The 24,249-nt window shown below is 62.9% G+C and carries 21 protein-coding genes and 2 pseudogenes; 6 read left to right on the top strand and 17 right to left on the bottom strand.

Features of this window, described 5'->3' with window-relative positions:
• Window positions 1-11 precede the first annotated feature (11 nt).
• From OKW37_RS10535 to OKW37_RS10510, 6 genes are all read right to left on the bottom strand, one after another.
• A complete protein-coding gene (locus OKW37_RS10535; protein ID WP_184032922.1) occupies window positions 12-803 on the bottom strand; it encodes an ABC transporter ATP-binding protein in 792 nt (263 codons plus the stop codon).
• 91 nt (window positions 804-894) lie between these two features.
• The gene (locus tag OKW37_RS10530; protein WP_184062056.1) at window positions 895-1,608 is read right to left on the bottom strand and encodes an ABC transporter permease; all 714 of its coding nucleotides are present in this window, start codon (window positions 1,606-1,608) and stop codon (window positions 895-897) included.
• Window positions 1,609-1,613: 5 nt separating this feature from the next.
• Entirely contained in the window at window positions 1,614-2,303 is a 690-nt protein-coding gene (locus OKW37_RS10525; protein ID WP_090805677.1) for an ABC transporter permease, read from the bottom strand.
• Between the two features lie 355 nt (window positions 2,304-2,658).
• Window positions 2,659-3,612 (bottom strand): patatin-like phospholipase family protein, encoded by a 954-nt coding sequence (locus tag OKW37_RS10520; protein WP_184044233.1) that lies wholly within the window; start codon window positions 3,610-3,612, stop codon window positions 2,659-2,661.
• 59 nt (window positions 3,613-3,671) lie between these two features.
• On the bottom strand, window positions 3,672-4,223 hold the full coding sequence (gene bamE, locus OKW37_RS10515; RefSeq protein ID WP_090803993.1) for an outer membrane protein assembly factor BamE domain-containing protein: 552 nt from the start codon (window positions 4,221-4,223) through the stop codon (window positions 3,672-3,674).
• 561 nt (window positions 4,224-4,784) lie between these two features.
• Entirely contained in the window at window positions 4,785-6,386 is a 1,602-nt protein-coding gene (locus OKW37_RS10510; protein WP_184062057.1) for a rhodanese-related sulfurtransferase, read from the bottom strand.
• A gap of 325 nt (window positions 6,387-6,711) precedes the next feature.
• Here OKW37_RS10510 and OKW37_RS10505 point away from each other — a divergent pair, with 325 nt between their 5' ends.
• On the top strand, window positions 6,712-7,707 hold the full coding sequence (locus OKW37_RS10505; protein WP_429406636.1) for an LLM class flavin-dependent oxidoreductase: 996 nt from the start codon (window positions 6,712-6,714) through the stop codon (window positions 7,705-7,707).
• 126 nt (window positions 7,708-7,833) lie between these two features.
• Here OKW37_RS10505 and OKW37_RS10500 read toward each other — a convergent pair whose 3' ends face one another.
• Complete coding sequence (locus OKW37_RS10500; protein WP_429406638.1) at window positions 7,834-8,625, bottom strand: SDR family NAD(P)-dependent oxidoreductase; 792 nt, start codon at window positions 8,623-8,625, stop codon at window positions 7,834-7,836.
• 550 nt (window positions 8,626-9,175) lie between these two features.
• Between OKW37_RS10500 and OKW37_RS10495 the strand changes: the two genes are divergently transcribed.
• Entirely contained in the window at window positions 9,176-9,376 is a 201-nt protein-coding gene (locus tag OKW37_RS10495; protein WP_184062060.1) for a hypothetical protein, read from the top strand.
• A 51-nt stretch (window positions 9,377-9,427) separates the two neighbouring features.
• Here OKW37_RS10495 and OKW37_RS10490 read toward each other — a convergent pair whose 3' ends face one another.
• Window positions 9,428-10,345, bottom strand: coding sequence for a LysR family transcriptional regulator (locus OKW37_RS10490; protein ID WP_429356981.1), 918 nt, complete (start codon window positions 10,343-10,345; stop codon window positions 9,428-9,430).
• Window positions 10,346-10,473: 128 nt separating this feature from the next.
• On the opposite strand from OKW37_RS10490, the gene OKW37_RS10485 reads away from it, so the two are divergent.
• Window positions 10,474-11,406, top strand: coding sequence for a DMT family transporter (locus OKW37_RS10485; protein WP_187612018.1), 933 nt, complete (start codon window positions 10,474-10,476; stop codon window positions 11,404-11,406).
• 501 nt (window positions 11,407-11,907) lie between these two features.
• Complete coding sequence (locus OKW37_RS10480) at window positions 11,908-13,110, top strand: acyltransferase family protein (protein ID WP_429406640.1); 1,203 nt, start codon at window positions 11,908-11,910, stop codon at window positions 13,108-13,110.
• A gap of 312 nt (window positions 13,111-13,422) precedes the next feature.
• Here OKW37_RS10480 and OKW37_RS10475 read toward each other — a convergent pair.
• Window positions 13,423-13,701, bottom strand: a pseudogene (locus OKW37_RS10475) (alpha/beta fold hydrolase); the annotation flags it as partial.
• A gap of 767 nt (window positions 13,702-14,468) precedes the next feature.
• Between OKW37_RS10475 and OKW37_RS10470 the strand changes: the two are divergent.
• Both OKW37_RS10470 and OKW37_RS10465 read left to right on the top strand, forming a co-directional pair.
• Entirely contained in the window at window positions 14,469-14,615 is a 147-nt protein-coding gene (locus OKW37_RS10470) for a hypothetical protein (protein WP_429401673.1), read from the top strand.
• A 28-nt stretch (window positions 14,616-14,643) separates the two neighbouring features.
• Window positions 14,644-14,820, top strand: a pseudogene (locus tag OKW37_RS10465) (sigma factor); the annotation flags it as partial.
• A gap of 410 nt (window positions 14,821-15,230) precedes the next feature.
• Here the strand turns inward: OKW37_RS10465 and OKW37_RS10460 are convergent.
• The 8 genes from OKW37_RS10460 to dmpE all read right to left on the bottom strand — a co-directional run bounded on the left by OKW37_RS10460 (window position 15,231) and on the right by dmpE (window position 24,248).
• Window positions 15,231-17,498, bottom strand: coding sequence for a filamentous hemagglutinin N-terminal domain-containing protein (locus OKW37_RS10460; protein ID WP_429406642.1), 2,268 nt, complete (start codon window positions 17,496-17,498; stop codon window positions 15,231-15,233).
• Between the two features lie 1,051 nt (window positions 17,499-18,549).
• Window positions 18,550-19,377 (bottom strand): alpha/beta fold hydrolase, encoded by an 828-nt coding sequence (locus tag OKW37_RS10455; protein ID WP_184062068.1) that lies wholly within the window; start codon window positions 19,375-19,377, stop codon window positions 18,550-18,552.
• Window positions 19,378-19,425: 48 nt separating this feature from the next.
• Window positions 19,426-20,328: a SphA family protein gene (locus OKW37_RS10450; protein ID WP_184062069.1), complete on the bottom strand. Its 903-nt coding sequence runs from the start codon at window positions 20,326-20,328 to the stop codon at window positions 19,426-19,428.
• 71 nt (window positions 20,329-20,399) lie between these two features.
• On the bottom strand, window positions 20,400-21,407 hold the full coding sequence (gene dmpG / locus OKW37_RS10445; RefSeq protein ID WP_429406645.1) for a 4-hydroxy-2-oxovalerate aldolase: 1,008 nt from the start codon (window positions 21,405-21,407) through the stop codon (window positions 20,400-20,402).
• A gap of 20 nt (window positions 21,408-21,427) precedes the next feature.
• The gene (locus tag OKW37_RS10440; RefSeq protein ID WP_429406647.1) at window positions 21,428-22,387 is read right to left on the bottom strand and encodes an acetaldehyde dehydrogenase (acetylating); all 960 of its coding nucleotides are present in this window, start codon (window positions 22,385-22,387) and stop codon (window positions 21,428-21,430) included.
• 28 nt (window positions 22,388-22,415) lie between these two features.
• Window positions 22,416-22,607 (bottom strand): 2-hydroxymuconate tautomerase, encoded by a 192-nt coding sequence (locus OKW37_RS10435; protein ID WP_018424339.1) that lies wholly within the window; start codon window positions 22,605-22,607, stop codon window positions 22,416-22,418.
• Window positions 22,608-22,638: 31 nt separating this feature from the next.
• Window positions 22,639-23,427, bottom strand: a complete 789-nt coding sequence (gene dmpH / locus OKW37_RS10430) for a 2-oxo-3-hexenedioate decarboxylase (protein ID WP_429406649.1) — start codon at window positions 23,425-23,427, stop codon at window positions 22,639-22,641.
• On the bottom strand, window positions 23,424-24,248 hold the full coding sequence (gene dmpE, locus OKW37_RS10425) for a 2-oxopent-4-enoate hydratase (RefSeq protein WP_184062073.1): 825 nt from the start codon (window positions 24,246-24,248) through the stop codon (window positions 23,424-23,426). The genes dmpH and dmpE overlap by 4 nt, the downstream gene beginning before the upstream one ends.
• Window position 24,249 lies beyond the last annotated feature (1 nt).

The following is a 24,249-nucleotide window of genomic DNA, read 5'->3' as shown; positions in this document are numbered from 1 at the left end:
CGAGCCGCGCGTTACTTCAGGCTGCCGGACAGGAACTGCTTCAGGCGCTCGCTGCGCGGCGCGCTCAGCACCTCGGCGGGATTGCCCTCCTCCTCGGTACGGCCCTGGTGCAGGAACATCACATGGTTCGACACATTGCGCGCGAAGCCCATTTCGTGCGTGACGACGATCATCGTGCGGCCTTCGTCGGCGAGCTTCTGCATCACCTTCAGCACTTCGCCGACGAGTTCGGGGTCGAGCGCGGAGGTCGGTTCGTCGAACAGCATCACGTCCGGGTCCATCGCGAGCGCGCGCGCGATCGCGACACGCTGCTGCTGGCCGCCTGACAGATGCGACGGATACTGCTTCTCGAGACGCGGCGCGAGCCCGACCTTCTCCAGATACTCGCGCGCCCGGTCCTCGGCCTCCTTGCGCTTCAGACCGAGCACATGAATCGGCGCTTCGATCACGTTCTCGAGCACGTTCATGTGCGCCCACAGGTTGAAGTGCTGGAACACCATCGCGAGCTTCGTGCGGATGCGCTGCAGCTGCTTGTGATCGGCGACTTCGAGATTGCCGGCGCGATCGGTCTTCGTCTTGACCGCTTCGCCGTCGACGATGATCTGCCCGGCGTTCGGCCGCTCGAGAAAATTGATGCAACGCAGGAAAGTGCTCTTGCCCGAGCCGCTCGCGCCGATGATGCTGATCACGTCGCCCTTGTTCGCGTTGAGCGACACGCCCTTGAGCACTTCGTTGTCGCCGTAGCGCTTGTGGATGTCCTGTACAGCGAGCTTGCAAGCTTCGGTTTGAGTGGTATGGAGCAAGATGCTCTCCCAGTGAGAATACGGATCGGTCTGGTGCGGACGCCGCCCTGCCGAAGCTCGAGGCGCCCGATGCTATGTCGTCAACGCGCGCTCAGTGCGTGCGCACCGCGAGATGCGCGAGCCAGCGACGCTCGGCACGCCGGAACAGCGCGACGAGCGCGAACGACACCACGAGATAAATCAGCGCCGCGAGCCCGAACGCGTTGAACGACTGGTAGGTCGCCGAGTTCGCGTCGCGCGCGACCTTCAGGATGTCGGGCACCGTGGCCGTGAACGCGACCGTCGTCGCGTGCAGCATCAGGATCACTTCGTTACTGTACAACGGCAACGCGCGGCGCAGCGCGGACGGTATCACAATGCGCCAGTACATCGTGAACGCGCTCATGCCGTAGGCACGCGCCGCCTCGACTTCGCCGTGCGAGGTCGAGCGGATCGCGCCCGCGAAAATCTCGGTCGTGTACGCGCAGGTGTTCAAGGCGAACGCGAGGATCGCACAGTGAAAGCCGCTGCGAAAGAACGCATCGAGCAGACTGTGCGAGCGCACGAACGCGAGACTGTACACGCCGGTGTAGATCAACAGCAGCTGGACGTAGAGCGGCGTGCCGCGAAATACGTAGGTGTACAGACGTACCGGCGTCGACAGCCAGCGCTTCTTCGACACGCGCGCGACCGCGAGCGGCACGGCGCACACGAAGCCGATCGCGATCGACGCGACCAGCAGCCACAGCGTGACCGCGAGACCCGACAGGCGTTGCCCGTCCCAGAACAGATACGCCTTCCAGAATTGATTGAGGATGTCGATCATGACGCTCAGAGCTCCGCGTGTCGCACGCCGATCGAATAGCGGCGGTTCAGCCAGATCAGCACGAGGTTCGATACGGTGGTGATCGCCAGATAGATCAGCGCGGCGACGAGGATGAAGAAGAACATGTTGAAGGTACTTTTGCCCGCGTCCTGCGCGGCCTTGACGACGTCGGCGAGACCGATGATCGACACGAGCGCGGTGGCCTTCACGAGCACCTGCCAGTTGTTGCCGATGCCGGGCAGCGCGAAGCGCATCATCTGCGGGAACAGGATGCGCGTGAACACGCGCACGCCGCTCATGCCGTACGCGCTGCCCGCTTCGAGCTGGCCGCGCGGCACCGCGAGAAAGGCGCCGCGAAACGTCTCGGTGAAATACGCGCCGTAGATGAAACCGAGCGTCAGCACGCCGGCCACGAACGGATCGATGTCGATCTGCTCGATGCTGAACATGTCGGTCAGATCATTGAGCCAGATCTGGATGCTGTAGAACAGCAGCAGCATCAGCACGAGGTCGGGCACCGAGCGGATCAGCGTCGTGTAGCCGGTCGCGATGACCCGCAGGGGCCGGTTGAACGAGAGTTTCGCCGCCGCGCCCGCGAGGCCGAGCAACACAGCGGCCGCCAGCGACAGAACGGACAGCTCGATCGTCTGGAGCGTGCCGGCGAGCAGCACGGGACCAAAGCCGTATAGGAACACGCGTGTCTCCATCCAGGTTCGTAGAATTGGCGCGGATGGCGGCGGCTTCATGGGCTGCTCGCTGCTCCGGCATGGCGCGGAGTCTCGCAAGCTGAAATCAATTTCTCAAATACCCAGCGGGTGGTTTGCTGCGACGCAACATGGCACTTCGACGCACGAGGGAACGCTCGTAGCGCTTGGTTTCACGGGGGTTATCGTGTTGTCGCACGCGCGGCGCGCGCCTGGCCGTGCGGCGATTTCGCAAGTTTCGGGTCGCTTTTTCGATAGGCCGCGCCGACGGCGGTGGCACCGCCCGATCGCGTCGCGCTGTTGCATCAGCGCGTCCACGCCGGCTCCGACGCCTGACAGCTCGCGCTCAGTCGAGCCCGAGCCGCGCGCGAATCGCCGGCAGCATCTGCTCGACCGCCTCGCGCCCTTCCTCGATGGCTGGCGCCGCGCGATGAAAATCGAAGATGCCCATGCCGCCGAGACGCGGCTGGATCAGGATATCGGCCGGTTCGCCAGCGAGCCGGCTGCGCGTGATGCGCACCTGCATGATGTCGATGCTTTGCGCGATCGAGCTCAGCATCGACGGCACCTGCGCGCTTGGCTTCGGCGGCACGCGCACGTCGTCGGTGGCGCTCGCCTCCGCCGGCGCGAGCCAGCGCGGCCATGGCTTGCCGTTGCGGCGCAGCGCGACGGGCGGCGGTGCGGTGGGATCGAGCGCGGGCGTTTGAATGACCGGGCCGCCGAAATCGCGGCCGTTCAGGATGTCGTTGTTCAGATCGATCGCGATCACGCAGTCCGCGCGCATGCCCCGCGCGACCGACACCGGCACCGGATTGCTGAGCCCGCCGTCGACGAGCCACACGCCGTTGTGCCATACCGGCGTGAAGATGCCCGGAATCGCAATGGATGCGCGCACCGAGTCGATCGTGCTGCCGTCCTGCAGCCAGATTTCGCGGCCCGTGTCGAGTTCGGTCGCGACCGCCGCGAACGGCATGTGCAGTTGCGCGATCGAGCAGCCGGCGAATTTGTCGGCGAATAGCTGGATCACCTTGCGCCCGCCAAGCAGGCCGCCCGAGATGCGCAGATCGAGCAGCCGCACCACGGTCTGCCACGTGAGGCGCGACACCCACTCCTCGAGCCAGTCGAGATCGCCGTTCGCATAGACCGCGCCGACCAGCGCGCCGATCGACGTGCCGCACACGACGTCGGGCCTGATGCCCGCGTCTTGCAGCGCGCGAATCGCGCCGATATGCGCCCAGCCGCGCGCGGCGCCGCCCCCCAACACCAGCCCGATCCGGCTGTATCGACGTCGACGTATCATGCCTACCCCGCTTTTTCGGCCCGCTTATCCGGCCGTCTTCTGATCGACATTGCCCCCGCCTATCGCCCGCGGATCACGTCCGAGCGTGACGTGGTGTACACCCTCTGGTTCCGGTCGAAGTGAACGTTGAAGATGCCTTCTTCGGTCACGCCGCCCTCGCGCCATTTCCAGCTCCACACGGTTTCCGGCTTCAGCGGAAACACCGCCACCTGTCCAGGCTTGCCAAGCAAGCGCCGCACCTCGTCCTCGGTCATGCCCGAGCGAACCTGCGCGAAGTTGTCCGCGGTCAGCACCTGCGTGATCGCCTGCAGCTTGCCGTCGCGATCGATGTCGACCATGTAGGTGTTCAGGCCTTGCGGGCCGCGCGGATATTCGAAGCGCTTCGAGCCGTCGGTGAAGGTGCGCGTGGTCTCGGGCTTGCCCATCTGCGCGAGGATTTGCGCTTCGGTCGTGACGCCCGGCGTCATGTTCTTGAGCAGCAACGCGTCCGGTTTGACGGCGTTGAAAAAGTCCTTGAGTTTTTGCACGGCTTGATCGCTCTGCTGTTGGTCGCAGCCGGTCAGCGCAAAGCACGCTATCAGTAGCGTGACGCCCAGCGGTTTGAGGCTCACTTCGGTTCCTGTCCGGAGGTGTGGGATCTGTCGTCGCGGCGCCTGGCCGGTCTGTAGTGTGTACTACAAGGATAACCGCGCACGGAGAAAACCGCGAGCAACGCGGGCGCGACGGGTGCGGCTACGCACGCAACGTGTTGCGCGTAGCACTAATGGACCGGCTGAGGTCCGTCGAGATGGGCACGCCAGAAGCAAAAAGGCGACGCTGTGTACAGCGTCGCCATGTCGGTCGATAGGATCAACCGAAAGTGACGGCGGCTTATTAGCCGCCTTGCGCGAGGCACCGCGGACGACGCGCAGCGGTCTGCTCCAGACGAAGCGATGAGCAACCTTGGCTACTCACCTTGCGCCATCGCCGAATGACAAACCGCTGCCTTTTATGGCCGCCCTGGTCCCTCGAAAAGCCTTCCAGATGCCGCTAATCTAAACGCATCGGAGGCTTTCGACGAGAGCGCGTTTACACCGAATCGGCAGAAGATTCGCGTGGCGCAAGAGGGGTGCCGGATGGCCGGCCCCCGGATGGCCGGCCCCCGGATCGCCGGCCGCCGGATGGCCGGCCCATCAAATCACACGAAAGCCGTGCGTGCCGTCGCGCGCGAGTTGCGCGACGAGCCCATGCTCCCACTCCAGATACGCGCTCATCGCTTCGCGCGCGTTCTCGGTGCCCTCATACGGCCGCTGATAACGATCGATCCGCGGCGACGCCATCCGCGTGCCGCCCGACTCCACGGGCAGGCCCGCGTCGATCCACGCGATCGTGCCGCCGCGCAGCACCTGCACCGGCCGCCCGGTCGCCGCGGCGAGCTCCGGCGCGACGAAGCGCGCGAGCACGTCGCTGCCGCACGTGAGCACATAGCGCTTCGCGTCGGGCAGTGTGCGCAGCGCGTCGGCGAGCTGACTGCGGATCACGAACCACGCGCCCGGAATATGCCGCCTCAGATAGTGCGTGCTGCTCGTGAAGTCGAGCACGACGGTTCCCGTCGACTGCAGCAGCGCGGCGAGCTCGGCCGGCGCGATGTCGTCGACGTCGGGCGGCGTGACCGCGTTGCGCGCCAACGGCGCCATGCCCTTCTCGGCGAAATCGGCCGCCGTCAGGCCATCGACCACGTACACCTCTACGTTCATTTGCGCGAGCCACGATGCGGTCATGTTCGCGCGCACACCGTCGCTGTCCGCGAGGATCACGCGCGCGCCGCGCACCGTCACGAAGAGGTCGGTTTCCTGCACGAGCTGGCCGCCTGGCGCGCTGCGAAAACCGGGAACGTGGCCCGCCTCGTATTCCTCGGGGTTGCGAACGTCGAAGCGATAGACGGTACGCATCGCTTCGTCGGCCCAGCGGCGCGCTTCGTCGCGCGACGTGCGGCGCACGCGCGCCCGGTCGGCAAGCGCGCGCGCGCCGTCTGCCGCGGCCAGACGGGAAGCGTCGTCGACCGCGCCTTCGACACGCCGCGCGCTGCCGTGCGCGAGCGGTTGACCGGCGAGCGTCCAGCCCATCGTGCCGTTGCGCAGCGCGGCCACCGGATTCGGCACGCCCGCGTTGATCAGCGACTGCGCGCCGATAATGCTGCGCGTGCGCCCCGCGCAATTGACGATGATGCGCGTGGCCGGATCCGGCGCGAGCTGCCGGGCGCGCAGCACCAGCTCCGCGCCCGGCACGCTGATGCTGCCGGGGATGTTCATGATCTGAAACTCGTCGAAGCGGCGCGCGTCGAGCACCACGACATCGGCCTCGCGATCGAGCAGCGCCTGCACCTGCTGCGCGGACAGCGACGGCGTATGACGCACGCTTTCGACCAGTTCGCCGAACGCCTTGCTCGGCACGTTGACATCCTTGAACAACTCGCCGCCCGCTTCGCGCCAGCCTTGCAGGCCGCCTTCTAGCAAGGCGACGTTGGTATAGCCGAGTTCGGCGAAGCGCTCGGCCGCACGCCTCGCGAGGCCTTCGCCGGCATCGAACACGACGATCGGCACGGCCGGGCGAGGCAGCCGCAGCGGCGCGTCGAGTTCGAGCCGCGACAGCGGCAGATTGGCGGCGAACAACGGATGACTGCGCGCGTGCGGATCTTCCTCCCGCACGTCGACGAGCGCGATCTCCTCGCGGTCGAGCAATGCATGGGACACGTCTTGGAATGACCGGGTACGAAACTCTTTGACGACATTCATGGGATCGGGAACTCCTTCGCTACATTCCGGATGTCCGGCAACGGGTCGCGTCACCGCACCGATACTTAACCGTACACTCGAATTCCGATCGGCGCACGGTCACTCGCTGGATTGCTGATTCGGGCGCACTGCGAATGCCAAGCACTGCCGCGCGAACACGCTACGCACGCGCAATTTCCGCGCCATGGGTCGCGCCTCGGCGCGCCTCATCGGTCCTGCCGACCCTTCGGTCGACAGGGGCATCGCCGCGCCGCCAGCAGAAAAGGCGCCGCTTTGCCACAATGCCCCATCGCGCGAAAGCGCCGCCCATCGCAATCAACAGACAATGATCCCCTTCTCGGTTCTCGATCTTTCGCCGGTCACCGCGGGTGCCACGCCGGCTGACGCGTTCAGGAACACACTGTCACTCGCGCAGCACGCGGAAAAGCTGAACTACAAGCGTTACTGGCTCGCCGAGCATCACAACATGACCGGTATCGCGAGCGCGGCGACCTCGGTCGTGATCGGCTACGTGGCCGGCGGCACGAAGACGATTCGCGTCGGCTCCGGCGGCATCATGCTGCCGAACCATGCGCCGCTCGTGATCGCCGAGCAGTTCGGCACGCTCGCGTCGCTGTATCCGGGGCGGATCGATCTCGGCCTCGGCCGCGCGCCCGGCACCGATCAGACCACCGCTCGCGCGCTGCGCCGCGATCTCCAGGCGAGCGCCGAAACCTTCCCCGACGACGTCGTCGAATTGCAACGGTATTTCGCCGAGCCGGTCGCGGGCCAGCGCATTCGCGCGGTGCCGGGCGCGGGCCTGAACGTGCCGCTGTGGCTGCTCGGTTCGTCGCTGTACAGCGCGCAACTGGCCGCGGCGCTCGGGCTGCCGTTCGCGTTCGCGTCGCACTTCGCGCCCGATTACATAATGACCGCGTTGCAGGTGTATCGCACGCAGTTCCGGCCGTCCGCGACGCTGGCGAAGCCCTATGCGATGGTCGGCGTCAATCTGTTCGCCGCCGACACGAACGACGAAGCCGCACGCCTGTTCACGTCGCTGCAGCAGCAGTTCATCAATCTGCGGCGCGGCACGCCGGGACAATTGCAGCCGCCGGTCGAGCGGCTCGACGCGTCGGAGATGGAGTTGAACAACGTCGCGCGTGCGCTCGCCTGCACGGTGCTCGGCGATCGCGACGCAATCCGCGAAGGTCTGCAATCGATCATCGAGCAGACCGGCGCGAACGAGTTGATGCTGACCGCGCAGATTTACGATCACGCCGCGCGGCTGCGCTCGTTCGAGATCGGCGCCGAGGTGCGCGATGAAATGATGGCGGCCAGATAAGCGGTTCGCGAACCGTTCGGCGGACGCGACGACGCACGAAAAAAGGGCGGCTCATGGCAAGCCGCCCTTGTCTTTGCACTGAGTTGGGGCCGGTCGTGTGAGAAGCCGGCCCAATGCCTTCGCGGTCTAGAAGGCGCTTTTTATAACGCCCCCGTCGGCCCGCAACGCGGCTCCCGTCGTGGCCGACGAAAGCGGACTGGCGATATAGGCCACGAGCGACGCGATTTCCTGCGGCGAACCAAATCGCTTGATGAGCGAGGTGGGACGGACCTTCTCGAAGAACTCTGTTTCGAACGCTTCAAACGATTTGCCGTCGGCCTTGGCAAGGGTCTCCGCGAATTCACCCACTCCCCGCGATTTCGTCGGCCCCGGCAGCACGCTATTGACCGTAATGCCCGTGCCGGCAACGGCTTCGGCGAGCCCCCGCGAGACCGCCAGCTGCGCGGTTTTCGTCATCCCGTAGTGGATCATTTCTGCTGGAATCTGCACCGCGCTTTCGCTCGAAATGAAAATGATGCGCCCCCAGTTGGCCTGCCTCATTGCAGGCAAAAACAGGCGAGCGAGGCGTACCCCACTCAAGACATTGACGTCGAAGAACCGCTGCCAGTCCGCATCGGGAATCTCTTCAAACGGCTTGGGCTCGAAGATGCCCAGGTTGTTGACCAGAATTTCCACGTCCGGATAGCGTCGCGCGAGCTCTTCTGCTGAAGCGGCGGTACTGAGATCGCCCGCAAATCCCTGCACGTCGCTGCCCGTCTGCGCTTTCAGCTGCGCGACCACGTCGTCCACAGATGACTGGGCGCGGCCGTTCACGATCACACGAGCGCCCTCCTGCGCCAACGTGGTGGCGATAGCGAGACCGATGCCGGCTGTGCTGCCGCTCACCAGTGCGAGCTTGCCTGTCAGGTTCAGGTCCATGGGTGATTTCCTTTCAATGGATGAATTAAAAATGGCGACATCGGAACTTGAACGTCGGATGCCGCCAGGAGGTCCACGTACGTGTAATCGATGCGCCACCATCGACCAGTGAGGCGGTTCGGTCAAGAACGCCTGCGATTCGTTGCTGTCGTTCATGCCTAGATACATCTGCGTGTCCACGGCGCCCGGCAACACCGATTAAGTCAGGATCGGGCGTGGAGCCTCGCTTTCGAACAGGAAAAAGAGTAGATGATCTGACGGAGATGGCCAGGAGCAGCAAAGCGTATATGTGGGGCACGCACATGAGTGGCGGGCGGATAGCGAAGCAGGCAGACCTGAAGTACGTGTAGGAGAAGGAAAGCAAGGCCATGTCAGCGATTTTCCAACTTCGTTTGGCTAAGTGATGGTGGCGCCCAAACTCGCATCATCGCGATTCACGGGGGGATGCGCTCCGCACATGTCACGCCCGGATGGCATGACATGTGCGTTGTGTGCTGCAAGCAGCCGGCCGCTTAAATGTTTGTACAACCCTCTTTCAAGGAGACACATCATGAACACGCTGACCATCGACGACATCCAGAATTCTGCAGAACTTGATCACCAGGAGATGACCAAAATCCAAGGCGGCCGGATGAAACTACCCGGCCAGCACATCGGCTCGATCCTCACGTCCGCTGATGGCGACCCTGTCGGCGTCTATGTCGACGGCGTGCTGCAAAACTCGGTCACCGACGGCTTCTACCACGGCTGACAGCAAAGGAGGCGCGCAGCCCTGCGCGCCTGATGCCGTCGGTGTGGCAGCCTACCTGTCGTGAAGCTGGCTCACCAGGTAATCGATGAGCGCACGTGCTCGAGACGGTAAAAAACGGCTCGACGGATAAAGCAGCCAGACCGGTCCCATATATGTACGGGCCTCGAATTCCCAGTCGGTCAGCACCCGGAGAATGTCGCCCCTCGAAATCGCCTGCGCAGCAGCAAAATCGGGCAAGCTCGCAATGCCCAGCCCATGCAGCGCAGCATCCAATCGCGCGCCCGCATCATTGGCGATGTATCGCCCCTTCACTTCGACCGACTGTGTCTCAGAATCGCGGCGGAAATGCCATCGATTATCGTCGACCGTCTCCCCTAGATACATGCATGCATGCCGAGCAAGGTCGTGCGGCTCGGCCGGGGTCCCCCGTTCCGCGAGATAGGCAGGTGACGCGCATAGAACCCATTTGACCGCTCCAAGTCGCCGGGCAGCAAGGCCTGGCGGAGGCGAACGCGTGAGTCGGATCACCATATCGACATCGTCACGTAGCGGATCGACTTCGTGGTCGGCGAAGACCAGATGGACATCCACGTCGGGCCACATGCGCAGAAATTCGGGAACAAGCGGATGGATGACAGATCTCGCAAATGAAATCGGCGCACTGATGCTGACCTTGCCTCGCGGATCACCCGTCACTTGTCCCGCGACGTCGACGGCGCCCGACGCTGCGCCGACCATATCCCGGCAATACCGGTAGATCTGCGCGCCTGAATCCGTCAAACGGATGCTACGGGTCGAGCGCTCAAGCAACCGCGTGCCAAGCGAATCCTCAAGGCGCTTGATCTGCCGACTGACAGTCGACGGTGTACTGCCCAGTTGCCGCGCGGCAATGGAGAAGTTGCCGGCGTCGACGACCCTCGCAAAGGTCGCCATGTCGGGTAGCAACGCAAAGAGTTCATTGGGATTCATCGCGACCCTCGCACCCACCAGTTATTTGTGCATCTCAAACATAAAAGATGTTCCACTGACCCGGATTATATTTATCAATGCAATACCTGACAATTTGGGCCGTTCGAATGAAAAACAGAAGGTCCGTCATGTCGAAGCAAAAGAGCCCGTTATGGATATCCGACCTGATGCTGCTTGCGGTCGCGATGGTGTGGGGCACCAGTTATGGGGTCGTGAAAGGCGCGCTCACGATCTATCCCGTGCTCGGCCTGCTGGCGTTGCGCTTCGGGCTGACGTTCCTTGTGTTGTCGCCGGCGTTGCGCTCGCTCCGACACGTCAAAGCGTCCGCCTTGCTGGGTGCGCTCGGCTCCAGTGCAATCCTGCTCGGCATCTTTTTGGCCGAGACGTTCGGGATAGCGCACACACGCGCGTCGAATGCGGCGTTCCTTATCAGTCTGTGTGTCGCGCTTACGCCGCTGGTCGAATGGGTGTTGCTACGACGAAAGCCGTCGAGTGGCGAATGGATCGCCGTGGGCCTGTCGCTGACGGGCGCCGCGTTCGTGAGCGCAGGCGTGATCATTCCGACCGCAGGCGACGCGCTGATTCTTCTTGCGGCGTTACTGCGTGCGCTGATGGTGTGCGTGACCAAGCGTGTGATGCGCGAATCGGAACTTGCTCCGCTGTCGGTGACGGCGGTCCAGGCAGGCGTCGTTGCATTGGGCAGTGTCCTGGCGGCGTTCGTGCTGCCGTCACAACATTGGGATGCGCTGCCGTCGCTCAGTGGGCACGGTGACTTCTGGGCGAGCATCGCTTACCTCGTGCTCGCCTGTACGTTGTTCGCTTTCTTCGCACAGAACTTTGCCGTCAAGCGCAGCAACCCAACGCGCGTCGCTTTGCTGATGGGAAGCGAGCCCGCGTTCGGTGCGCTATTCGCATACGTATGGCTCGGTGAGCATCTTTCTGGCTGGGCATGGTTTGGCGGAGGTCTGATGGTACTTGCATCGGTGCTGGCGGCGGTTCCGTTTAAAAGGGACGCCAACGCGGCGCTTGAAATGCATCCCGCCACTTCGGTTGACGGTTAGGCTGTCTTCAGGTCGCAAGCAGCCGTTCGACCTGAGGCTTTGATGACCGCTACCAAGGCGACTACGGCCGGCCGCATCGTTGTATCCCGCTCCGATGCTCGGCTGTGTAACTCGGGCCGACCAATCCGGCCTTTGGGGTTGTGAAAGCCAGTTCGGACGCGCAACAGCCATATCCGCCTTATAGAAAGCCTCTCATATAGAAAGCCTCTCATACAGTTCAGCGACCGCCGGAAGAAGAGCCATCCGCCTCGTCCGACCTGTTATGGGGGTCCGGCCCGCGACGGCAAGGTCGCAACTTCGCGAACAGCGGTCATTGCCTGATAAGCCTCCTGTTGAATGCGCCGATCGTTTGAATACGCCAATCCGTAGGGTGTTTTTGACGATCCGGCATTCGTGTCTGACCTATCGTCTTATCCTTGGGTGAGCTTCGTGGAATCCCTCGGTCGGATCGACCGCAAACAATATAACAAGGGCATGCTATGTGGAGGCCAGGTCCTGGCTATGACTAACGCCGTCGTGTCAGTCCGTCCCGCCAACGCGCGGAAGAATATCGAAGTGTTCACTTCGTTGCGCGGTATCGCATGCCTGATCGTTGTTATGGCGCACGTGTGGAGCATCCTTGACTGGCCACGCCTTTTTGCCAACGATCGTTCAGTCCTCTCTTCGTATCAATTCATTGGCGGCTTGTTCAATGCTTCGGGCGCCGTTCAGATGTTTTTCGTGTTGAGCGCATGCGTGCTTGCAGTGTCGCTGTCAAATGAACCAACGCAACAGGCGCCGCCGGTTAAAAAGTTCTATGTGCGGCGCTTTTTCAGGATCTACCCAGCCTTATGGGCTTCAATTGTCCTGACGCTATGTCTCTGGCATTTGATTCGATCCCCGCAGGCGTTGGACTCTGGGCTTTATAGCGCGTGGGGAGCGTGGCAAGCGTACCCTTCGCCGCCCACTGCAAAACTCATCGCGCTCTCCATGCTGGGGCTCTACGTACACCTGAACGGGCCGCTTTGGACCTTGCGTGTCGAGCTGTTTTACTCTCTCGCATTTCCAGTTATCTATCTGCTTGCCCGGCATCCACGCAAGCGGTGGGCGTTACTCGCTTGTGTTTCCCTATTGGCCCTGTTACCGATCCCGCGGGTGTTTTGTATGCATTATGCGTTAGCCTTCGGACTCGGCGCCGCCATTCCTTTCCTGCAGCGCGCGGACGATGTTCCATACCGCACCACAGCTACCATCGCATTGATTGCGCTGTTGTTCTCGCAGATGCCCGCGGACAGGCTCGGTATAGACATGAAAGCTGCCGAGAACATCGAGATGCTGGTCGCGTTCGTCGCCGTATATTGCCTGTATCACAGCGGAAGGTCGATGCAGGCACTTGAAGCCAGGCCGTTCGCATTTATCGGCGAAATCTCCTACAGCGTCTATGTGCTGCATTTCCCAATTCTGTTCGCGTTGACGCCGCTAGTCGTCGAGGGTTTCGGACCGACACAGGTGCGCGCGCATCCGTTGGCGTCTCTGCTCGTTCTCACCGTTGTCGCCCTTTGCACAACGATCTTCGTGGCAGCGCTCTCGCGCCGTTATGTCGAACGGCCTGGGGAACGCCTCGGTCGGATCTTCTACGCAGCGAGCAAGGAACAGTTTTCGCGCGGGTCTACCACTGGCAAGTCACCAAGCGGCGCAAGCAGGCGCCCGTCTGCGCGGGACTGACAGAGAAGCCCCAGCTTGCGCATGTCTTGCTGCAGGCTATATGTCTGCGGGTTGAAATCCTCATCTTGCCAGTCACGCGGCAGTCCGAGCAACGTGAATCGTCGGCGCACAAACGACCAGTCAATGGCGGCAAACCGCCATTGGGTGTCAGGTTAGCGAGCTACGTGACGGACCGTTCCTGCCCGACTACCGCCTGTCCGCAGCCGGCCCTCTCCGAAACACCGCGACGGACCGCAAAATAGCCCCAGGCACCTTAGCTTAACGGAGAGCGAAGCAGGAGTATGGCGGCGGGACAGAAACCCACGTGATCGATCAACGGTTTCCCGGCGCCGCTGTCAGCCCCTCCAACAGCGCCTTATGAAACGCCTGCGGATCCTGCATCTGCGGCGCATGACCGAGTTCCGGGAATTCAACCAGGGTCGCGTGCGGAATCGCTTTCGCAGCCTCTTTGCCGAGTTCCGGGTAACGGCCAATCTTCGCACGCACCTCGGGCGGCGCTGCGTCCTTGCCGATCGCGGTCGTGTCCTTCTGACCGATCAGCAGCAGCGTCGGCATGCTGAGCTGGCCGAGTTCATAAAAAGCCGGCTGGGTGCTGGCGTGTCGACTATAAACAATCCACGAAAAGAGCCGAAAGGCTTGCCAGTCTTGCGTTTGCGGTATTCACACGTGCCTTCGTTGTACCGCTAAATTCGCGCAGGAATCGTTCATGCTTACCCAGCGGGCCGAATCTCGGAGGATCACGCCATGTGCTATCAGGGGTGCCGTCAGTAAAGGGATTTTTTCGTACGCCAAGCGCTCAGGGCGTGCATCCCGAGCGTCGCTGATTGGCCGAACCCGGTCCGATAGCTGAATTGAGAACCGCTTGCCGGCCCGCAGCGGATGATCGTCGCAAGTCGAGCCACATTAGCCCGTCATGGGGTTGCGATACCATCGGCCGCTTCCGGGTTCTTCGGACATCCGCCGCGCTTCACGAACAAGGTATCGTCGGCAACCGCGAACGTCGTTCTAGCGATGCGGCGCTATGCCAGCAAACGGTCGCGGCGCACTTGCGCAAAGTCTGTGCCGCATCGACCGTGCATCGTCCCGAGGCGATACGTGTCACAAATAATCAATGCGGTGGAATAATGCCGCGCCGTGGGCGTTTGTAGATTAGGCGTCGCGTGCAAGACCGCGAAGCCGCGAAACGGAATCGTCGGCCGCGCACAGCGGTTGCGTCCCCGTTTTGCAGGGGGTTTGTCTGTCCTTTTTGTAAACGTTCACCGGCGTCGCGGCACTTGCCGCCAGCGATCCGCGACTCGCCGGCTCAACGCGCGGCCGCGCGACAAGTCAGTCGCGTTTGCCGTGCAGGAGAGTTCTACATGAAAGTATCAAGACTGCTATCGGCCGTATGCGTGATCATCGCGCTAGGAGTCGCATCGTTGTCGTTGGCCGCGTGCCAGTCCACGGGCGACACGAGCTCGTCGGGCAGCAGCAGCGGCACCAGCAGCAGCGGCAGCGGCTATTGATGCGCGCTCGCGCGGCCGTCAGCGCCGCGTGAACTTCGAAGCGGAAGTGATATCGCGGCTCCCGCAGCCGCGGCGCTATGCGCGTGCGCTGACGGGCGACTCAGTCTGGGCTGACCATCTGGTTCACGATACGGCCGAGCGGGCGCTCGCGCGCTGGAAAGGCTTTTGGCCCGACTGCAATCTGCGTGCGTGGCTGCTGACGATCCCTGCGACACATTGTCTGTCAGGCTCGTGAGGAAAATGCCGACATCTTCTTCTGGGACGAATCTGGCTTTCGGGCCGCTTCTTGAGTAGAGCAGCCGGTTGAATGACCATCTAAGCGCAAGGGCGAACGACCGTAGGTGGCCGACCTCTGCCTGACGCGATCGGCGGCACGCGACCCATCAGAGACATCGGAACAGCATTTCGCAAACGTCTCACACATGGCCATTCTCAGACATTCGACGTTACTGCCTGTACTCCAACCGGCACGATAAGGTCAACTGCTCGTGGACATGGCATGCGGGTCATTTTCTTCGCATTGAACCGAAACACATCAAGGCCGATGGCTCAGCTCGACCCACTCCGGTCTCGAGTCGTCTGCGCGATGGACAGTTCCACCAACATCGCGCCAGGCTAATGTTCCACTTGCCACCGCAGCACTGGATGCGTGGCGCCAGTTGGCATGACCCACACGCCGTTCGGCCCGAAGTCCCAGCCGACGAAGCTCGCCGGGTTGCTCATCTGGGCCGTGGTGAGCCCGTTGGACGCAGGAAGGTTGCCGCCGCTCGTCGGTTGCCCGGTTGTCTGGACATCCCAGTAAACGTCGGTGCCGAGACCCGAACAGTCCACGCAGATGCCTCCCTGGACCAACCCGTTGCCGCTCGAGACTCTGCCCGATGCAAACGACTGCGTAACGGAACCGAAGTTCTCCAGGACTAGCCCGGCGCCACCGCCATGCGTATAAAAGCCTGTAGCGGAGCCCGTTGCATACGACTCGTCGATCCTCCCATAGTTGGTGAAAACGAGTCCGGCCGCCTCGCCACCGGTCCGAACCGTAACACTGCTTCCAGAGCGTTCGATCAGCCCGTAGTTCGACCCAACGAGTCCTGATAGCGTTGCGGAAAAGCATTCGCAGCTGTTCGCGCCAGAGGCGAATGTATTGACGATCGTGCCATGGCTATTGATCGCCAGGAGACCGATTCCACCGTAGAACCCTGTGTCATTGGCGGGCGGGTGGCCGTCGACTTTCAGGTCGCGCACGACGCCGCCTTGCCCGATGTCACCGAAGATAGCGTCGAGGTTCGGCGAAAAATTCGAAATGGTATGCCACATGCCGTCGAATTGGCCGGCGAACGGCGCGCTAATCGTGTAGTCGGTAGTGCCCAGCGTTGTGAACGCAGCGTTGTTCGCTTCGATATCTTTTCCCAGTGCGTAGTTGCCGGTCATGTCGTTGCCGACGGCCTGAAGGTCCGCTACCGAATTGACCAGTCGATAGCCGGTGATCTGCGTGACCAGGCCGCTGTAAGCCGGGGCGGTCCATAAAGCGTTGCCGATCGACGTACCGGGGCTGTAACTGCCGTTCATATCGTAGAGCGCGCTGACGATGCCCGTACTCTTCGACCAGTCGATGGTGCCATTGTTGACGACGCTGCCGCCGTTATCGATGCCCGAAGCGTCGGCGCGCAAGGTCAGATTGCCCGTTCCGTTGTTCGCAATCGTCCTGCCGCTCGCCACTGAGACATCGCGGTACGCGGCAAGCGTGAGCGAAGCGGAACTCTTCCAGCGCAGGCTCGACGCGACGCCCAGGTCGCCCGTTGTGCCGTTTGCACCCGTCGTGGTGACATCGACCGAGGTGCCGGCGTTCAGGCTGCGGCGCAATGCATGCGCGGCGACATCATCGATCGTGAAAACAGGCGTCGAGAGATTCCATTGGGCTGCATTGACCACTGTGTGCTTGCCGAACGTCAGCTGTGCCGCCTGTGTATCGACGGTCCCGCCGCTGTCGTCCGCGTTGCTCGCGGTGATCTTGCCGACTTGGTCCACACGGCCGCTGTCGGCGACCAGCCACACATGGCCGTCGCGGCTGGCCGTGCCCGTCGCGCGGATGCGCGTGCCGCTGCCTGCGAGCGCATACACGTTGCCGTCGGCGGCCTGCAGGCTGACCTGTGCGGCCGTTATCCGCCCCTTGTCTACGACCATGCCCTGACTGCCTGTCTGCACGAACACCTGCCTGCTGCTGGCCGAGTCCTGCAGCAACACCTGCTCGCCCGCGGCCAGTTCCGCCGTGCCATTGGGTGCCGCCACGGCCCCGGCGTTGATGACGGCGTGTCGTGCAATCACGAACACATCGCCGCCGCTCGAACTGATGCTGCCGAGGTTGATCACGCTTGCATCGGAGTCGCCCGACAGTGTGAGCGTGCCGCTACCGGTCATGAATGCGCCGTTGCAGACATCGAGGGTGGACGCGACGAAGCGGCCACCCGTGCTGATCACAGCCGACGGGCCCACGACGATGCCCTGCGGATTGATCACGTACAGGCTTCCCGTTGCACTGAGCCTGCCGAGAATGGCCGAGGGTGAGCCACCCGTTACCCGGTTAAGGGTCGCGCCCGAGCCGTTGTCGAATGTCACGCTGTTGTGCCTGCCGATCGAGAAACTGTTCCAGTCAATCACGCCGCGCGTCGAACCCGGTTGCGTGATCACGAGACCGTTCCGCTGGCTGGCTATCGTGCCCGTGCCGGCGACGTACCGGCCGCCTTGCGGAAGGCTGCCCGCCGCGAGCGCCACGGGCGTCAGGGACAGTCCAGTCAGCGAAATGCCGATGGCGAGCCAGATGTGTCCGCGCGATTGCTGTCGACGCAGTGCGCGTCGCGCGGGCCGAGGTAGTTCCGCATGTAACATACAGCCCCTTTTCCGCTGCGTGCGGAATGGCTGCCGACGACCCGCAGAGCCGGACGGAAACGCGTGAGTCCCGGCGTCTGAAGAATAGCACTCGGCGTCGCGAATGCATGCCGATATCTCAGCGTATTGCGCCTTCCTGTTCGGACTATTGCGGCGTCTGTTGCGTGGTGGGACTTATGGTGCGCGTCGGCAAAATCCGACGCCAGATTGCGCCAAGGCATCAAGAGCAGCGACCGTGTCTTCCACTGTTTCGGTCTCAAGGTGAGCTGTCGACAGCGGAAAATATGGCGATCGAAGATAGGCGTTCGTGTTCTGGAGGCCAATGGCCGCTTGCGATTGCAGAACCGACGTCTGAACGTCTGTTCAACAATAGGGGCGAATGACACTTCGTGGCCGTGTGCCGACCCATGCAATTTGCATACACAACGTCAACCTCGCGAGGCTGCGATCGGCAGCACACGACCCACTGCGGACCTACAGATGCTCATCAGTCGAATGACAGCTTCCGAAGGTGGAACTGCCATTGACGCGAAGATCGCCACTGCCCGCTCATCGGCCATGTTGCGGACATTCATCTTCCTTTGGAACTTGCTTATAGCGAATGGCCGGTTACGAGAAAAGCAAACGCGCGATGCCGAGCGACCGCAGGTAATCGTTTGTCACGCTTGAAAAGTCGGCTCCGTGGCGTCACGATTGGGTCAGTTTCTCTATCTGCCCGTTTACTTGACGCGATGGAAAAGTATGGCGCCTCGTCTGGACAAGCAGTGCTCCTGCGAGCTCAGCGTCGACACTGATCATGTGAACCGCACGCGGCAGTTCTTCGAAGCATCGACGGGAATCACTGCCGTGGCAGCGCCGAAGCGAGTGTTCCCGCATGGGCGATCCCCCAATCGACATAAACATGAACGTGCCGTCGAGACCAAACGCTAGCCTGTCGGCAGGGCAAACCCCATAGGCTGAACGGCGTGACACACCACATACGCGACTACGCCGAAGCTTTCTGGCGGCGCCCGTCTTGCCGCACTGAGGATCGACCGCCTCGCCAGCTTTTCTAACCCACCAGAAATTTGTCGACCAACTGATTGAACGCATCGGCATGTTCGATCTGCGTCCAGTGCCCGCATTGACCGAAGACGTGCAATTGCGACGGGCCGATGAGTTCGAGCAGCCGCAGCGAGTTGGCGAGCGGAATCACCTGATCGTCGCGGCCATGCACGATCAACGTCGATTGTCGGACCTCGCCCAGTTCATGTTCGTGACACGCGAGCGCATCGACCCAGCGTTGCCGCGGCGCCGGAAACATCGCGGAAAACGACTCCTGATAGCCGGGCCGGATGCTGGCCCGATAGCGCGACTCCGCCAACTCGGGCGTGAGGCGTGAACGATCGAACGCGAACACGTTCATGATGCTTTGCATGTTCGCGACCGTTGGCTCATAGCCCCACACTGCATCGAGCCCCGGCGTCAGATCGAAGCGCACACCCGCTGCACCCATCAGCACTAGCTTGCGCACGCGCTCCGGATGACGCACGGCCATTGCCAGCGCGAGGGCGCCGCCGAACGAGTTGCCGACCAGGTCGGTGCGCTCGATGTCAAGCGCGTCCAGCAGACCGACCAAGTGGTTCACCCACAGATCCATGTCGCAATGTGTGCCCGCGCGACGCTCCGTGTAGCCGAAACCCGCCATGTCGGGTGCGATCACGCGGCGCGTACGGGCGAGCGCTGGGATCGTAAGACGCCAGTTTGCCCACGCGGTGACCCCGGGCCCCGAGCCGTGAATCAGCAACGCCGGTTCGCCGGCGCCGACGTCGTGATAATTCGTGTCGAGGCCCGCCGCGCGAATCCGCAGGCCGATTTCAGGATCGTGTTGCTGTGTCATGGTGAACTCCTTGGCCGTCGCCTTCCTGGCGGCGGCATTGATTGATTGTCAGAACGGGATGACAGCGCGCGCCCACACCGCCTCGCCCGCCGGTCTGTTTCTCACGAAAAGCTCCTTCACCACACGCACGTCCACGCTCCCCTTCGCAAACTCGTAGCGAAACCCCGGGCCGATTGCGAAGACCTGACCGCGAAAACCGTCGCCGTTCACCGACGCGCCATATTGCGTGTCGTCCGTGGTCTGCTTGACGAAATAGCCCGCAATGCCGACCCGCGCCTTTGTCGTCACCGCATAGCTCGCGCCATAGTCGACGTGGAACAGTTGGCCCGAGTGGTAGTCGGTCGCGGTGTTCATCGAGTTAAAGCTGTAAGTGATCTTCGCCGACATCTCCAGTCCGGGGGCCGGAAACCAGCTGACGCCGAATATCGGTCTCACCGTGTAATAGTGCTTGCCGGTGTTTAGCGCTGCGTTCTTGTCATACTGTCCGGTCGGCAGCACGAATTCGAGCGCGCCCACCGTTCGCAGGGAACCATCGCCCCACGCGATTAACGCTGGGCTCACGATCAGATCGCCGAGATTGGTGCGATCGAACGACGCGCCTCCCGCGTCCAGCGACAGATGCTCCATCGGCAGCACCACATACGCGCCGAAGCGCCCGCCGAGCAGCGACAGATTCGACATGTACAGGAGCCTCGGAATCAGCACGTCGGCATTCAGCTTGAACCCTGGCACAGAACTGTTGCCGTGCGAGTCGTTGAAGCGCGACGCGAAGTAATGCGTGTAGTACAGCAGTCCATATAGACCCGCGGGCGGAAACGCTCCGGCGAAAAAGGCCTCGGCGCCCTCGCCTATCGTGTCGCTGCCGCCTTCGGTGGCGTGCACGTTGGTGCTGAGTGCGGCGCAAATGCCGGCCAGCAGCATCCCTCGCCTGAACGCGATTCGAACTTCCATCTTGCTGTCTCCTTGATATTGTTTTCGTGAGCCTTTGCGGGTGGACGGCCTGGCGGCCGCCCGCAACGGGGTTACTTCTTCAGATCGAGCGCGACATCGACGATCATGTCTTCCTGCCCGCCGACCATGCGCCGCCGACCCAGCTCCACAAGAATATCGATCGTCTTCAGACCGTATTTCCCGGCGGCCGCCTCGGCGTGCCGCAGGAAGCTCGAATAGACGCCCACATAGCCAAGCGCCAGCGTTTCGCGGTCGACCCGCACCGGCCGATCCTGCAACGGACGCACGATGTCATCGGCTGCGTCGAGCAGGCCGTACACATCGCAGCCGTGATTCCACCCATGCCGGTCCGCCGCCGCGATAAACACTTCGAGCGGCGCGTTGCCCGCCCCCGCACCCATGCCCGCCAGCGATGCGTCGATCCGGTCGCAGCCCTCCTCGACCGCGACAATCGAATTCGCCACCCCGAGCGACAGGTTGTGGTGCGCGTGCATGCCGGTCTGGGTGCCGGGCTTCAACACGTCCTTGAAGGCGCGGAAGCGCTCGCGCACGCCGTCCATCGACAGTGCGCCGCCCGAGTCCACGACATAGACGCAGGTCGCGCCATAGCTTTCCATCAGCTTTGCCTGCTGCGCCAATGCGGCGGGCGTCGTCATGTGGCTCATCATCAGAAAGCCGACGGTGTCCATGCCGAGTTCGCGCGCGTGCTCGATATGCTGCTTCGACACATCCGCCTCGGTGCAATGCGTCGCGACGCGCACAATGCGCGCGCCCGCATCGTAGGCGTTGCGCAGATCGTGGACGGTGCCGACGCCCGGCAGCAGCAGCGTCGCGACCTTCGCGTGGCTGACCGTTTCAGCGACGGCCGCAATCCATTCGACGTCGCTGTGCGCGCCGAAGCCGTAGTTGAAGCTCGATCCGCAGAGTCCGTCGCCGTGTGCGACCTCGATTGAATCGACGCGCGCATCGTCGAGTGCGCGCGCGATCGCCTTCATGTTCGCGATGCTGTATTGATGACGGATCGCGTGGCTGCCGTCGCGCAGTGTCACGTCGGAAATATAGAGTTTGCGGTTATGCATGGTGTCGCTCCGTTGCGCGATCAGGCCGCGAGCGGCGCGAGCCGCGTTTCGGCGATACGTTCGGCGCACGCGAGCGCGGCCGAGGTCATGATGTCGAGGTTGCCCGCATAGGCCGGCAGATAGTGCGCGGCGCCCTCCACTTCGAGAAAGACCGAGGTCTTCAGTCCCGTGATCGGGCCGAAGCCCGGCACGTTCAGCGGCTGGCTTGCGTCGAACAGATCGAACTGCACGCGCTGCTTGAGCCGATAACCCGGCACGTAACGCTGCACACGCTCGGCCATCGCGGCGACGCTCGCTTCAATGGCGTCGCGATCCGCGGGATCGGACAGCGTGAAGACGGTGTCGCGCATGATGAGCGGCGGTTCGGCCGGGTTCAGAACGATGATCGCCTTGCCGCGCGTCGCACCGCCGAGCACCTCGATCGCCTTCGACGTGGTTTCGGTGAATTCGTCGATGTTGGCGCGCGTGCCTGGACCGGCAGAGCGGCTGGAAATCGACGCAACGATCTCCGCGTAGTGGACCTTCGCCACACGCGACACCGCGTTGACCATCGGAATCGTCGCCTGCCCGCCACACGTCACCATGTTGATGTTGGGCGCGTCGAGTTCGTCGTCGAGATTGATCGACGGAATCACATACGGTCCGATCGCGGCGGGCGTCAGGTCGATGACCTTGATGCCGTGCGCCTGCAGCAGCGCGTTGTGATGCTTGTGCGCGCCTGCCGAGGTGGCGTCGAACGCGATGCGGATGTCACCGAAGTCCGGCATGGCGAGCAATCCGTCGATGCCGCCTGCAGTCGTCGGCACACCGAGCCGTTGCGCGCGCGCGAGGCCGTCCGACTGCGGATCGATACCGACGAGCGCGGCCATCGCGACATGCTTGCCGTGACGCAGAATCTTGATCATCAGGTCGGTGCCGATGTTGCCGGAGCCGATGATGGCGACTTTTTGCGGCGCCGATGCGCCGTGTACGTTTGACATGGTCAGATTTCCTTTGATGCGTGGCGCACTAGCGCCCGAGTTCGAATGCGGTTTTGCCGCCAATCCCGAAGTGCGTCTTCGGGATTTCGATCAGCAGCACGCGCACCGATTCGCGCGGCGCGCCGATGGATTCGATGGCGGCGTCGGTCAGTGCGCCGATCAAACGCGCCTTCTGTTCGTCGGTCCGGCCTTCCATGAGATGAACGTTGATGATGGGCATAAATTTCTCCGTTTATGCAGGCACGCTTCGCTCAGACGAAGCGCATTGAAACGCTGCCAAGATGCTGGAAGCGCGCGGTGACCGAATCGCCGGCGGCAACTGCAATCGCCTCGGTCACGCCGCCGGTCAGGATCAACGTGCCCGCGGGAATGGCCTTGCCGCGCGCGCCGAGCATGTTGGCGAGCATCGCGACGCTGGCGGCCGGATGGCCGAGCACCGCCGCGCCCGACGCCGTCGCGACGATTTCACCGTTTTTCTCCAGCACCACGCCAAGATTCTTCAGGTCGAGACCGGCGGCGCTGCGATGCCGGCCCCCCGTCGCGAAGCGCGCCGACGATGTGTTGTCGGCAATTACGCTCTTCAGGTCGAAGCGGAAGTTTTCGTAGCGCGAGTCGATCACTTCCACCGCGGGCAGCACAAAGTCTGTTGCGGCCAGCACGGTGCCGATGTGGCAGCCGGGACCTGCAAGCGGATGCTTCGTCACAAACGCGATTTCCGCTTCCACTTTCGGGTGGATCAGCGACGACGTGTCGATTGCCGCGCCGTCCATGCACGAACCGTAGTCGGTGAGAAAGCCGTAGACCGGGTCTGTCACACCCATCTGGCGCATCTTCGCGTGCGACGTGAGGCCCATCTTCAAGCCCGCGACTTTCATGCCGCGCGCTTCCTTGCGGGCACGCAGCGAATCCTGGATCGCATACGCGTCGGCCCAGTCGATCTGCGGATACGCGTCGGTGATCTTGGTGACCGCCTCCCGTTGCAGTTCAGCTTCGTCGAGCCGATGCGCGAGGGCGTCGATCGTCGTTTGATCGAGCGTCATGGTTTTTCTCCCTGAATGAAACGCACCGACGCGCTGCCGATGCCGCCGAGACTGATCCGCAGCGAGTCGCCCGCCGTCACCGGCACCATTGCCGCGAGCGAGCCGGACAGAATCACCTCGCCCGCTTTGAGCGTCATGCCGAGCCGGCCGAGGGTGTTCGCGAGCCATGCCACCGCGTTGGCCGGATGCCCGAGCGCCGCTGCGCCCGCGCCGGTTGCCGCTATCTCGCCGTTCTTTTCGAGCGTCATGCCGACCAGTGCGAGATCGAGTTCGCGCGGGTCGATCGCCTGATCGCCGAGCACGAATACGCCCGACGACGCGTTGTCGGCCACGGTGTCCTGAATGCGGATCTTCCAGTCGCGAATACGCGAGTCGACGATCTCGAAGCACGGCAGTACGGCCTCGGTGGCACGCAATACGTCCGCATTCGTCACGCCCGGCCCCGCAAGGTCGTGTTTCAGCACGAACGCGATTTCGCCCTCGGCCTTCGGCGCGATCAGTTGCGACACGTCAATCGCGGCGCCGTCCGCGAACACCATCGCCGACGTGAGATGCCCGAAGTCCGGCTGGCGCACGTCGAGCATGTTCATCACCGCTTCGCTCGTCACGCCGATCTTCTTGCCGATCACTCGTTCGCCGCCGAGCGCGATGCGGCGTTCAATCATCCGCAACTGGATACGGTAGGCGTCGTCGATCGTAATGCCGGGTTCGCGTGCGGTCAGCGGCGCAACCGGCTCGGCATGACGCAACGCGCGATAGAGTTCGTCGCCGTAGCGCTCGATCGCTTCGGGCGCGAGCCCTTCTGTTTTTAACGGATTCATC

The organism is Paraburkholderia sp. MM5482-R2, assembly GCF_050436125.1.
In the GTDB taxonomy this organism is placed as follows: Bacteria; Pseudomonadota; Gammaproteobacteria; order Burkholderiales; family Burkholderiaceae; genus Paraburkholderia; species Paraburkholderia tuberum.
Note: the sequence above shows the minus strand (reverse complement) of the source record. Positions and strands in the feature narration are given on the sequence as shown.

Coding starts and splice junctions, on each gene's coding strand:
- OKW37_RS10530 (WP_184062056.1), bottom strand. CDS start 1,608: ATGATCGACATCCTCAATCAATTCTGGAAGGCGTATCTGTTCTGGGAC.
- OKW37_RS10520 (WP_184044233.1), bottom strand. CDS start 3,612: ATGATACGTCGACGTCGATACAGCCGGATCGGGCTGGTGTTGGGGGGC.
- OKW37_RS10510 (WP_184062057.1), bottom strand. CDS start 6,386: ATGAATGTCGTCAAAGAGTTTCGTACCCGGTCATTCCAAGACGTGTCC.
- OKW37_RS10505 (WP_429406636.1), top strand. CDS start 6,712: ATGATCCCCTTCTCGGTTCTCGATCTTTCGCCGGTCACCGCGGGTGCC.
- OKW37_RS10500 (WP_429406638.1), bottom strand. CDS start 8,625: ATGGACCTGAACCTGACAGGCAAGCTCGCACTGGTGAGCGGCAGCACA.
- OKW37_RS10495 (WP_184062060.1), top strand. CDS start 9,176: ATGAACACGCTGACCATCGACGACATCCAGAATTCTGCAGAACTTGAT.
- OKW37_RS10490 (WP_429356981.1), bottom strand. CDS start 10,345: ATGAATCCCAATGAACTCTTTGCGTTGCTACCCGACATGGCGACCTTT.
- OKW37_RS10485 (WP_187612018.1), top strand. CDS start 10,474: ATGTCGAAGCAAAAGAGCCCGTTATGGATATCCGACCTGATGCTGCTT.
- OKW37_RS10480 (WP_429406640.1), top strand. CDS start 11,908: ATGACTAACGCCGTCGTGTCAGTCCGTCCCGCCAACGCGCGGAAGAAT.
- OKW37_RS10470 (WP_429401673.1), top strand. CDS start 14,469: ATGAAAGTATCAAGACTGCTATCGGCCGTATGCGTGATCATCGCGCTA.
- OKW37_RS10460 (WP_429406642.1), bottom strand. CDS start 17,498: ATGTTACATGCGGAACTACCTCGGCCCGCGCGACGCGCACTGCGTCGA.
- OKW37_RS10455 (WP_184062068.1), bottom strand. CDS start 19,377: ATGACACAGCAACACGATCCTGAAATCGGCCTGCGGATTCGCGCGGCG.
- OKW37_RS10450 (WP_184062069.1), bottom strand. CDS start 20,328: ATGGAAGTTCGAATCGCGTTCAGGCGAGGGATGCTGCTGGCCGGCATT.
- dmpG (WP_429406645.1), bottom strand. CDS start 21,407: ATGCATAACCGCAAACTCTATATTTCCGACGTGACACTGCGCGACGGC.
- OKW37_RS10440 (WP_429406647.1), bottom strand. CDS start 22,387: ATGTCAAACGTACACGGCGCATCGGCGCCGCAAAAAGTCGCCATCATC.
- OKW37_RS10435 (WP_018424339.1), bottom strand. CDS start 22,607: ATGCCCATCATCAACGTTCATCTCATGGAAGGCCGGACCGACGAACAG.
- dmpH (WP_429406649.1), bottom strand. CDS start 23,427: ATGACGCTCGATCAAACGACGATCGACGCCCTCGCGCATCGGCTCGAC.
- dmpE (WP_184062073.1), bottom strand. CDS start 24,248: ATGAATCCGTTAAAAACAGAAGGGCTCGCGCCCGAAGCGATCGAGCGC.